The following is a 12,172-nucleotide window of genomic DNA, read 5'->3' as shown; positions in this document are numbered from 1 at the left end:
AGTGAATTTTACCACCTAACTGCACGCGGGTCAACGCTTAACAATTAAGTTAATCAAGGATTTTTTAATGCAAAAACAAGCAAAAACTATTAAACTATGTTAAAAATATAATTATAGATAATAAATTTTAAAAAAAGGAGTAATTATTTTGATCTTAATGAAAGATATTGTACGTGACGGAGATCCCGTTTTACGTCAAGTTGCTAAGCCTTTAACTTTCCCACTTAGTGACCATTACAAAAAACTAGCAGATGATATGATGCAATACTTAATTGATTCTCAAGACCCTAAAGTTGCCGAAAAGCATCAATTAAGAGCTGGAGTAGGTTTAGCTGCGCCTCAAGTTGGTGAAGGCGTTCAAATGGCTGCACTTTTAGTTCCTGATGATCAAGGCAAAATTATTTTTAAAGAAATTTATGTTAATCCAGAAATTGTTTCTGAATCTGTTCGCCAAGCATGTCTTAGCGAAGGAGAAGGTTGTTTAAGCGTTGATAAAGTAATCAATGGCTATGTCCCTCGTCCAGATAAACTAACTATTCATTACTACACTATCGATGGTGAAGAAAAGACTATTCGCTTAAAAGATTACCCAGCAATCGTTTCTTCTCACGAAATTGATCACTTAAATGGTCACTTATTCTACGACCGAATTAATAAGAATGATCCATTTGCTCTTAAAGAAGATACAGTTGTAATTTCTTAATTGTTATTTAACAATTAGCAAAAGCCTGCACATGCGGGCTTTTTTGCATAAAAAAATCACTGGTTGACTAGGCCAGTGACTCATACATTGGGAATTAAGAAGAGTGAAGAGACTTCTTATAACGAGCAAATGAGTTTATTAATCATTCACTACACGTTTATAGTACAACTGACGTTATTTTATGTCAATAATATTTGTGAAATTCATTATTAAAAATCAAAAGAAACATAATTATATACTTACCTTTATAAATATGATAAAATTTTTATAGCTATTGAGTAATTTTTACTCTACATTGAACGTTTATACATTAATTAAGGAGAATCATTTATGATTTACAAAGTTTTGTATCAAAAAGACAAGATTGTCAATCCTCGTAGAGAAACTACACAAACTCTTTACATGGAAGCAGACAACATGGTTGAAGCAAGAAGTACGGTTGAGGACAATACCCCCTATAACATTGAACTCATCCAAGAGTTAACAGGCAATTCTTTAACTTACGAAAAAGAACATGCTGACTTTAAGTTAACAAAGTTCGATAAGAAGTAATAAAGAGTGCGAATTAAAAATAATGAAGTAGCCGTTTATGCAATCGGGGGTTTGCATGAAATCGGTAAAAATATGTATTGTGTCCAATATCAAGATGAAATTATCATCATGGACTGTGGTATTAAATTCCCCGAAGATGATCTATTAGGTATTAACTACGTCATTTCAGATTATTCTTACCTAATTAAGAATCGTAAAAAGATCAAAGCTCTTGTAGTTAGTCACGGACACGAAGACCACATTGGTGGTATTCCATTTTTATTGGAAAAAATTCCAGAAATTCCTGTCTATGCGACTCCATTTGCTCTTTCATTAATTAAAGGCAAGTTGGAAGAACACGGAATTTTAAAAACAACTGAACTACATGAAGAGCATGAGGATACAGTTTTAAAATTTAAGAAGCTTTCTGTTTCTTTCTTTAGAACTACCCACTCCATTCCTGATACTTTGGGTATTGCTGTTCATACACCACTTGGTGCTGTAGTCTTTACAGGTGATTTCAAGTTTGATTTAACACCTGTAATGGGACAGCCTGCACCAGACTTTCAGAAAATGGCACAATTGGGAAATGAAGGTGTGCTTGCACTTCTTTCTGATTCAACTAATGCAGAAGTTTCACAATTTACAAAATCTGAAAGATTTGTAGCCCAATCACTGCATAATATCATCACAGGAATTCATGGTAGGATTATTTTTGCAACCTTTGCATCTAATCTTTACCGGGTATCCACTGCCATTCAAGCTGCAATTGATACTGGCAGAAAGGTAGCTATTTTTGGTCGTAGTATGGAAAATGGCGTTGACAATGGGATTGATTTAGGTTACTTGAATTTACCTAAAGGTTTAATTGTTGATGCAGATGAGATCAATAAATTACCACCTGAGAAAGTAATGATTTTATGTACTGGTTCTCAAGGTGAACCATTGGCTGCTCTATCAAGAATTGCTAATGGTACTCACCGGCAAATTAGTTTGCAACCAGGTGATACAGTTATTTTCTCTTCTAACCCAATTCCAGGTAACACCTTAAGTGTTAACCATTTAATTAACAAGTTAATGGAAGGTGGAGCTGACGTTATTCACGGAAGAGTAAATAATGTCCACACTTCTGGTCACGGTGGTCAAGAAGAATTAAAGATGATGGTTCGCTTAGTTAAGCCTAAGTATATGATTCCTGTTCACGGTGAATACAGAATGCAGGTCATTCATACCCAACTTGCTCAACAAGCTGGTGTGGCTGCCGAAAATACTTTTGTTTTATCTAATGGTGAAGTCGTTTGCTTTGGCCCCAACGGTGCTAGGATTGCTGGTCATATTCCTGCAGGTGATGTTTACGTCGATACTTCTGGTACTGCAGATGTTGGCAATGTAGTTGTTCATGATCGACAGATCCTTTCTGAAGAAGGCTTGGTAGTTGCAGTAGCTACAGTTGATTATAAGCACAAACGTGTTTTAGCTGGACCTGACATTCTTAGTCGTGGTTTTGTTTACATGCGTGAATCGACTGAACTAATTAGTCAAGCGCAAAAACATGTTTACCATGTACTCAGAAATGAGATGGCTAAATCAAATCGACCTAAAGAAAGCGACATTAAAAAGGCCATCATCGAAAATCTTTCAGATTTCCTATATTCTAAGACTGAAAGACGACCAATGATTTTACCAATTATCATTGAAAAGAAATAAAAGAAAAAGACTCCTCAGGGAGTCTTTTATTTTAGAAAATAAGTAAAATGCAGAAAAAAATTAAAGTTCATTTATTAGTTAACGAAGTTGCAGGAAACGGAAATGCTATCAAGGCAAACGCCTCACTGCAATCTATTTTAAAAAAATTAAATATTCCTTTTAAGCAACAAAAAAGCCATTATCCAGGTGAATTAATTAGCTTAGCTAAGGCGTATGCCAACCACCATTTTTCTTCTGATCATGTTTTAATCGTAGTCGGCGGTGATGGCTCTTTTAATGAAGTTTTAAATGGTATTAAAAGTTCTGACTACCCAGAAACACCAATTACCTATTTGCCTGCTGGAACGGGTAATGATTTTGCTCGTGGTGCTGGATTAACTGCTGATCCGCGGCAACTAATTAACAATCTATTACGTGATCCTGAATCAGAAAGAGTTGATTGCGGTTATTTTACGTCAAATATCAAGCAATTACCTAATGGTTATTTCGTTAATAATTTTGGAATTGGCTTTGATGCGTTTGTTGTCCATCAGAGTAATCATGCCCAATTAAAGAAAAAACTGAATCGCCTTAATTCTGGCAATTTAATTTACGGTTTAAATGTTGTTCAAGCTTTAGCTAAACAAGATAAGTTTACAGTAACAGTTAAAACCAAAAATGAAACTATCCGTTATGGTGATGCTTACTTTGTCACCACTACTAATCATCCCTACTTTGGCGGTGGATTTGCTATTTTGCCTAAAGCAGATGTTTACAGTCATCATCTTGATACCGTAATTGTTGAGAAACCAAGTCTAGGTAAATTTCTTTGGCTATTTGCTAAACTTATCAAAAATGGCTCACATGTTAATGCACCACAATTTCATTATGTTGAAGCTAAGAAAATTCAAGTTCAAACCAATAAAGCTGAATATGCTCAGATTGACGGTGAAGATATTGAAAAACAAAATTTTAAACTAACCTTCAAAATTGATCATTTTAATTTATTAAAGTAACGTAAAAAAAGAAGAATTTGATTTCTGCATTTCAAATTCTTCTTTTTTATATTTTATCGAAAATATCCTTTTTCAAATTATGCATTCGATAATACTGCCCTTGATCAATAAAATTATGTACTTGCTCGTAAAATTTCTTCCAGTAACAATATTTTCGATATTGCTTTTGCCACTCACGTGCTTCTTGCAAATAATCAGCCAAAAGAGCATCGATTTGATCAAGATGTTTAATCACCTGATTAGCATGATATAACTGTTCTTCAACTTGCTTTTGATTTAATGTTAAGCCCTGATCTTCAAATAGCACTGCATTTTCTTGATAAGCTTTTTCTTCCTGCAATTGTTTATTATTATCAAGCTCCTCTTTAATAGCCGCTATTTCTTCGGGTTGCAGTCCTATCTTATTTTCAGCTTTAATTAACAAAGATTGTATATCTGCTACTTGTACAACAGTTATTCCCATCTTTTCATAGCGTTCTGTGTTAACCAGTGTAACTTCATCCTCAGTTCTGCTGACAAATACAACTACATTTTTAACTAATCGATCGATATTAGATAGCCGTTTAAGTAAATTAATGATTACAGGATTATTACTCTTCTCCAAAACATATTTAATACTCTCTTTATGTTTAGCTACTTGATCGGCCACTTCATTATAATCAGTTAGAACATTATACTGTTCATTTTGACTAGTACGAGCTTTAGTTTCCAAGCAAAAAATACCATTTGATGTAATTACTACATGGTCAATTTGATTAGTCCCTAGACTATTTTGGTGCTCATACGGATATGGCAATAGCAGATTGTGAATTATCCCTTTTCCAGTTTGTACCTCACGAAGACGTAAATTTACTAATTTTTCAGCTGCAGCGCCTGCCAATAAATTGCTAAGGTGACGCAGATCACGTGAAGATAAAATGTCCATTTGATGTAAACTTTTTATCTGATCTAAATGTAGTTCGGTCATTCTATTCTGAAAGGAATTTACTTTTTGGTTATAAACCTTAAATCCCGAATTAATTGCTCGAATGCGCAAGATATTTTGTAAAGCCAAGCCTCGCTTGATTCCACGTTTACTATCTAAATTAATTTTTTCAACAGTGCTAATAGCATGAATAGCCTGTGAATCGTTAATATGATTACGTGTAACCCATGCTTTTTGATAATTTGCATGATTTTCTAATTCATTTACATACTGATTTAGATCATTTTCTAAAGGAAGGATCCGATCTCGCCCAGCTTTGACTATTGAACTATAATACCGAAAATTTTGGGTAATTTTGTCAAAATTGCTAAACTCCTTTTTACCATAATGATAAATTACTTTAGGTTCTTTATCCCATTTAGTTTTACGCCAATAATGCCCATCAGTTATGCCAAACTCCACTAGTTCTGCTACAGAACGATCTAAATAATATTTGATTAAATAATGACAATGCCCTTTATTATCAAAAATACGTCGTTTGATATAACCTGGCCGCACCAATTCGATTATCTGAAAAGTCAATTGCCTTTGATTAGAATAGCGATACGGTAATCTTTTACCTGCAAGTTTTTCTAATTTGGTTATTTCTTCTTTATCTATTGCAGATAATTCTATTTTTTTCATTTTCTTTTTTTGATTTTGTTTTCGAAAAAAATAATAGGTCAATAAACCTACTGTTAATATAATTATTGTAATATCCATCTTATTATTCTTATATTTTTGGAACGTATGTTTATACAACAATAATTATATCATGCTTTTGTATAATGAAAAAGCCCCTTATTATACGAAATAACAGGGACTTTCACTATTATAATTTAATATCTTCCATACCAATCATAGGATCAATTTCACCAGAGTATATTTTTTCTGGAGTTAGAATAAAATCTTTAATCTCTTGTGTTTTTTTATCTTCTTGCTCATTATCTACTTGTGGCGACTTGGCTTGTTCAGCTTGCTTGCTCTCACTTAATGAAATACCTAGCTGCTGGCATATTTTATCTGCTAAACCAGTTTTTCGATCATTTCCTGAAGTTTTAAACGCCGCTACAAATGCTCGTGGATCACCAACTAAAACTAAATTTTTTTCCGCCCGAGTAATTGCAGTATACAATAGATTCCGCTTCAACATGACAAAATTCTGCATAGTCAAATTCAAAATCACCAACGGAAATTCTGATCCCTGTGATTTATGAATAGTAATTGCATAAGCGCGAGTTAAGTCGTTTAAATCCTTTCTCTCAAACGCCACTTCTCGACCATCAAAATCAGCAATCATGCATTCTTTAGCATCTTCTTCAATACTAATAATTTTACCAATTTGACCATTATAAATGTCTTTTTCCGGATTATTCTGCAGTTGTAGAATTCGATCACCAATCCGAAATACTTCGTTATGAGCTTCTAGAGATTTACTCTTAGGCTGAGAAGGATTTAAAATTGCTTGAATAATATTATTTAAATTAGTCACGCCACCATTACCATGATACATCGCACCTAACGCTTGAATATCATCCTTGGCAAAACCACGCTTTAAGGCAAGCTTAACAATTTGACCAACCGCATCCCCCACTAATTCAGGACGACAACTAATAAAAGAATAATTCTTGGTCTTTTTAAACAAGGCTTGTTGGTCTTTTCCTTCATTTACATCATGTGCCAAAGTAATAATCGTCGAGTCATCCCCTTGTCGGTGAATTTGCTTCAAAATAGTTGTTGGAAAAGCCTGTGATTTAATTAAATCACTAAAAACATTTCCTGCCCCAACAGAAGGTAACTGATCTTTATCACCTACAAAAACAAGATGCCGTGTATCATTAATGCTTGATAACAGTTGCTTAAATAAGAACATATCAACCATCGACATTTCATCGACAATTAGAATCTCACCATTTAACTCATTTAAATCTTGATTATTAGCGTCACCAATTCCTAATCCCAATAATCGATGGATGGTTTTAGCACTAATTCCCGTAATTTCGCCCATTCTTTTAGCAGCTCGTCCAGTTGGCGCAGCTAACAAAAATGGAGGATCTTCACTGTAAAGAGCAGAAGCAGGAATTTCTGCTAATTTTCGTAATACTAATAAAATCCCATTGATAATCGTCGTTTTACCAGTACCTGGCCCACCGGTTAAGATGGAAATTGGCTGATTAACTGCATTTTTAATAGCTAATTTTTGTGTATCATCATAATGAATTTTAAGTTCTTTCTCCGTATCCGCAATTGCTTGATCTATTTCTTCTGGCTTATATTGCGATGTTTTTTCAGATTCTTTTCTTTGTACTAAGTTCTTCATTAAACGCGCAATGTTAACTTCAGTTTGATAAATATTTTGTAGCGCGGCATTTTCGCCATCGACTACTACCTTACCAGCCTCTTGTAATTTATTAATACAACTAGCAATGGGATCAAATTGGGTGATTTGTAATAATTTGCTTGCCTCTGTTAAAAGTTCGGCTAAGCCAACATAAGTGTTTCCCTCATCATTTAAAGCATCAAGCAAAACTTGATAAACTGCCCCTTTAATTCTCCGTGGGTCATCACTAGCAATATCTAATTGTTTTCCCATCATATCAGCAGTTTTAAAAGCAAAACCTGAAATATCATTAACTGCAGCATAAGGATCCTTTTTTAGTTTTTCTAATGCTTCACCATGATAAAGCTGATAAACTTGACCGGCAATTCGCTTGTTAATCCCATACTGAGCTAATTTTAAGACAATCTCTGAATAAGAATCCATTGCATTCAACCCTGATAAAAGACTATTTTTTTGTTTACTAGTTAAAGAAAGCTGATCAATCTTAGCCGGTTTTTCTTTTAGTACATCTAATGCATTTAATCCCAATTCATCAATAATTGTCGTTGCAGCTTTTTTACCAATTCCAGGAAACTTATTTGAACTCAAATACTTAGTCAGTGAGCCTTCTTCATGCGGTAAAACTTGCTTATAACTATTCGCCCTGAATTGCAAGCCAAACTTTTCGTGCATAACTAGCCTACCTTCAAAGCGATAGCTACTATTAATCTGAATATCGCCAAAGTTTCCTGTTACTTTAATATCAGGACGTGAATAATCAGATAAAGTGCCGATAATTTCAACATCAAGAATTTTATATAGATCTTGACTATTTTCAAAAACAATTCCGTTAACCTTACCGGTAAATTCAATCATGCTTTTTCTTTTCCTTATCGTTGATCATCTTCATAATTGAAGCATATTGATTCATTGCTTGCTGATAATACTTAGCATCCATTTGCTTGGCCTTAGCAAAATATTGTTGAGCTTGCTCACGACTTTTTTCTAAGCTAGTTATTCCCAATAAAAAGTAAATTTTAGCAGTTCGCTTAGCGTTCGGAATTGCTAAATACATCTGTTCAGCTTTTTGGGTTTCACCAAGACTTAGCCAAATATCACCCAATAATTCTTGGACCCGCTCATCAACTTTTTTAATTGTTAACGCATAAGCCAATGCTTTTTGGGTTTGACCCAATTTTAAATAAGTAAGCGCCTTTTGATAAAGGGTTAGATCATCATTAGGTATTTGATCTAATAAAGCTAATGCTTGATCAAAATCTCCCTGCATGTAATGACATACTGCCAAGTTATAATTTAACTCTTGTGGCGATTTTACCAAGTGTTGAGCTTGCTCCAATAACTTCTGGGCCTGATCCACACTTCCTTGCTCAATTAAATAAGTAGATAATTGTAAATAATTCCCCACTTGCTGTGGATGCTGGTCGATTTCTTTAATTAATAAACGAATGGCTTGGTCTACCTTACCATCATCATAGATTTTTGCTATTTTTTGATTCATTATAATGAGTCCGTCTTTGATAATTTACGACCTAAATAACTAGTCTCATTCCACACAACTGGTTTAAAGTTTTTGCCCCCATCGAGTGTTTCTAAGATAGTTAAAGAGGTATTGCTAAGTCCACCATTTTTGCGAATATCCTTCAAAGGATAGCCTAAAAGTCCTCCCATGATAGCTGATAACGCAGCACCATGGCTAACTGCTAAAATTTTATCATCATCGTCAGCAAATCTTCGGGCCATCTCTTGGGCAAAAGATTTTCCCCGAGCGATAACATGGGCATAATCTTCACCGTGCAACTCCGTAGGATCGTACTGATCTGGATGATGCCAGAAATTATTCATCTGCTCAGGAAACTTCTTTTCTGCATCTGCAAACTTCATTCCTTCCATATCACCCAAATTAAATTCTCTAAGTCGTTCATCGATTACTACAGGCAAGTTAGCATTCATTGCATCATCGATTCCCTGAGCCGTATTAAATGCTCGATCAAGCGGACTAGCAAAAATACCTCTAAACTTTGTTCCTTGTAAATGATGACCTAATTTTTTTATATCTTCTAAACTCTGTGGCAAAAGTGGCGAATCACCGTGTCCTCCTTGAAAACGGCTGGCCAAGTTCCACTCGGTTTTACCATGACGAACGAAATAAATTTGCATTGCTTAAATCCCCCTAATTGTCTAATCAATAAGAATAGTTTAGCACAAAACAAAAAGACGTTCGAAAACTCAAACGCCTTTTTTGCATAATTTTATACTAACTGTAATTGCTTATCTTCTTGGTAAGCAGCATTGATATTACCGCCGCCCAAGCATTCTTCTCCATCATATAAAACAAGAGCTTGACCCGGAGTAACAGCACGTGCTGGCTCATCAAAGTAAACATCGGCAGTATTATCAGCTGCATGATATTTAACTGTTACGCCAATATCACATTGGCGATAACGGAACTTAGCGGTGCAATGCATCTCAAAATCATGATCTGGCTTGCCAGTAAAGAATGACATATCACTTGCCTTCAAGCGACTAGCATAAAGAAGTGGACTATCATAGCCTTGTTCAACAATTAATTCATTTTTCTTTAAGTCCTTGCCCACAACAAACCAAGGATCAGTTGATTCCTTAGTTGAACCTAAGCCAAGACCTTGTCTTTGACCAATTGTGTAGTACATTAAACCGGCATGTTCACCAACCACCTTACCATCAGGAGTAACCATTTTGCCTGACTTAGCTGGTAAAAATTCACTTAAGAACTTTCTGAAATTTCTTTCACCGATGAAACAAATTCCAGTAGAATCTTTCTTCTTGGCGGTTGCTAAACCATTAGCTAAAGCAATTTCTCTGACCTGTGGCTTAGTCAAGTTAGCTAGTGGGAAGATAACTTTCTTAATTTGATCCTGATTCAATTGACTCAAAAAGTAGGTCTGATCCTTATTACCATCCTTAGGACGCATCATATGAGTTACACCATTAGCATCCTTGACAGTCTTAGCGTAATGTCCCATGGCAATATAATCAGCATCTAAGTCCATGGCAAAATCTAAGAAAGATTTGAACTTAATTTGACTATTACACATTATATCAGGATTAGGGGTTCTGCCCTTCTTATACTCATCTAAGAAATATTCGAAAACACGGTGCCAATATTCTTTTTCAAAATTAATTGAATAATATGGAATATCAATCTTATCAGCAACTTTTTTTACATCTTCATAGTCTTCAGTAGCAGTACAGACGCCTGAATCATCAGTATCATCCCAATTTTTCATAAAAACGCCAACAACATCATAGCCTTGTTGTTTGAGTAGCAGAGCAGAAACAGATGAATCAACTCCACCACTCATTCCTACAACTACTCTAGTCTTACTATTGTCAACCATTATTCAATCAATCCTTTACTTCTAGCAAAATTTTGCGCTCCTCAAGATCCTTTAGAATATAATCTAAAAGTTCAACCGTTGGGGCTAATTGCTTGTTTTTAAAAATATTAACTTTTTGCAAACCGTTGCGATCAGTAACCACCATCGTTAAATGTGATAGACCTTTATTAATAGTCATCTTTAACTTGGTTGGTGCGTTATAAGGTGAATCATTGTAAAGGGGATGCTCATAATTGAAATTACCCTTAGTCGTTTTCACGAAACCGGCATCAATCAATGCATACAACTTTAAATCAGGATTTAAAGTAAATTTACGTTTATCACCATTTATCACAACTGTATTTGCCATAATTTACCTCACTTATTTATAATAAGTCACCTTCTTTTTGAAAGCAACTATTTATTTTTAGATTGAATTCTCTGCACTATTTTTACTAATTCTTGAGCAAACTGTTTAATCTCATCATCTGTATTATAACGCCCAAATGAAATTCGGATTGACTCATTTATTCTAGGTGAATTTTCGCCAAAACATGCAATTAATACATGTGATGGTTCTAAAGATCCAGCAGTACATGCCGAACCACCTGACACAGCAAAACCATTCAAATCAAGATTAGTCTGTAAAGAAGTAGTAGATACCCCCTTAAAGTGTAAATTAAGCACATGATGTGAATAGCCTGGACCATGACCACCATTAATCTCGTAATCAATTTGATGATCATCTAATTCTTTTAGAATAATATCTTGATAATGAGCATATTTCTTTTGCAAAGTATCACGACCAATTTCTGACACTTCACGTACTGCTTCACCGAAACCAGCGATTCCCGGTACATTTTCTGTACCAGCACGTCGTTTAGTTTCTTGCTCACCGCCTAAAACTAAATTAGGGATATAAATATCTGCATTTTCATACAAAAAGCCTAAAAACTTAGGACCATTAATTTTATGTGCTGAAACAGACAAGAAATCAATATTCATTGCCTTGACATCAATCTTAATCGTACCCATTCCTTGTACGTTATCAACATGGAAGTAGGCGTTTGACTCTTTGACTAAAGCTCCAATTTCTTTTAGCGGCATGATCGTACCAACTTCATTATTAACCGCCATAATTGAAACTAAAATTGTATCTGGAGTTAATTCTTTTTTTAATTGATCTAAAGAAATATGACCGGTTTGATCTACCTTTAAGTAGACAACATCATAGCCCTCATCTTCTAACCGTTTCATAGGATTTAGCACAGATGGATGTTCAATTGGTGTAGTAATAATTTTTTTACCAATATTTTTACGACTATAAGCAGTTCCAAAAATTGCAGTATTATTACTTTCTGAACCACCTGAAGTAAAAATAATTTCTCCACCTTGAGCATTAATATCTTGAGCAATTTGATGTCGAGCTCGATCAATTGCTTTTCTTGCCTGACGACCTAATTCATAAGTACTAGAAGCATTACCAAAATCATTTTTCATTTCATTAGTAATAATATCTATTACCTTAGGTGACATTGGAGTGGTGGCAGCATTATCTAAATAAATTTCACGCAC

Annotated in this window: 11 protein-coding genes; 4 read left to right on the top strand and 7 right to left on the bottom strand. The window is 34.6% G+C overall.

Annotation, left to right across the window (positions count from 1 at the left end):
• Nucleotides 1-148: 148 nt before the first annotated feature.
• From def to Q0Y84_RS02185, 4 genes are all read left to right on the top strand, one after another.
• Nucleotides 149-703, top strand: a complete 555-nt coding sequence (gene def, locus Q0Y84_RS02200) for a peptide deformylase (RefSeq protein ID WP_297950479.1) — start codon at nt 149-151, stop codon at nt 701-703.
• 330 nt (nt 704-1,033) lie between these two features.
• Nucleotides 1,034-1,255, top strand: a complete 222-nt coding sequence (locus tag Q0Y84_RS02195; protein ID WP_007125411.1) for a DNA-dependent RNA polymerase subunit epsilon — start codon at nt 1,034-1,036, stop codon at nt 1,253-1,255.
• A gap of 6 nt (nt 1,256-1,261) precedes the next feature.
• Nucleotides 1,262-2,941: a ribonuclease J gene (locus Q0Y84_RS02190; RefSeq protein WP_297950474.1), complete on the top strand. Its 1,680-nt coding sequence runs from the start codon at nt 1,262-1,264 to the stop codon at nt 2,939-2,941.
• A gap of 47 nt (nt 2,942-2,988) precedes the next feature.
• Entirely contained in the window at nt 2,989-3,936 is a 948-nt protein-coding gene (locus tag Q0Y84_RS02185) for a diacylglycerol kinase family protein (protein WP_297950472.1), read from the top strand.
• Between the two features lie 46 nt (nt 3,937-3,982).
• Here Q0Y84_RS02185 and Q0Y84_RS02180 read toward each other — a convergent pair whose 3' ends face one another.
• From Q0Y84_RS02180 to Q0Y84_RS02150, 7 genes are all read right to left on the bottom strand, one after another.
• Nucleotides 3,983-5,623, bottom strand: coding sequence for a nuclease-related domain-containing protein (locus tag Q0Y84_RS02180; protein ID WP_297950469.1), 1,641 nt, complete (start codon nt 5,621-5,623; stop codon nt 3,983-3,985).
• Between the two features lie 109 nt (nt 5,624-5,732).
• Nucleotides 5,733-8,096 (bottom strand): ATP-dependent RecD-like DNA helicase, encoded by a 2,364-nt coding sequence (locus tag Q0Y84_RS02175; RefSeq protein WP_297950466.1) that lies wholly within the window; start codon nt 8,094-8,096, stop codon nt 5,733-5,735.
• A complete protein-coding gene (locus Q0Y84_RS02170) occupies nt 8,089-8,739 on the bottom strand; it encodes a tetratricopeptide repeat protein (RefSeq protein WP_297950465.1) in 651 nt (216 codons plus the stop codon). Before Q0Y84_RS02170 ends, Q0Y84_RS02175 begins: the two co-directional genes overlap by 8 nt.
• Nucleotides 8,739-9,398 (bottom strand): histidine phosphatase family protein, encoded by a 660-nt coding sequence (locus Q0Y84_RS02165; RefSeq protein ID WP_297950463.1) that lies wholly within the window; start codon nt 9,396-9,398, stop codon nt 8,739-8,741. The genes Q0Y84_RS02170 and Q0Y84_RS02165 overlap by 1 nt, the downstream gene beginning before the upstream one ends.
• A gap of 92 nt (nt 9,399-9,490) precedes the next feature.
• Nucleotides 9,491-10,618, bottom strand: a complete 1,128-nt coding sequence (mnmA, locus tag Q0Y84_RS02160; RefSeq protein ID WP_297950461.1) for a tRNA 2-thiouridine(34) synthase MnmA — start codon at nt 10,616-10,618, stop codon at nt 9,491-9,493.
• A 7-nt stretch (nt 10,619-10,625) separates the two neighbouring features.
• Nucleotides 10,626-10,967 (bottom strand): DUF1831 domain-containing protein, encoded by a 342-nt coding sequence (locus Q0Y84_RS02155; RefSeq protein WP_297950459.1) that lies wholly within the window; start codon nt 10,965-10,967, stop codon nt 10,626-10,628.
• Between the two features lie 47 nt (nt 10,968-11,014).
• Nucleotides 11,015-12,172: a cysteine desulfurase family protein gene (locus tag Q0Y84_RS02150; protein WP_297950456.1), complete on the bottom strand. Its 1,158-nt coding sequence runs from the start codon at nt 12,170-12,172 to the stop codon at nt 11,015-11,017.

This window comes from uncultured Lactobacillus sp. (assembly GCF_947367125.1).
Lineage (GTDB): Bacteria > Bacillota > Bacilli > Lactobacillales > Lactobacillaceae > Lactobacillus.
This window is presented reverse-complemented; position numbering and strand designations above follow the sequence as displayed.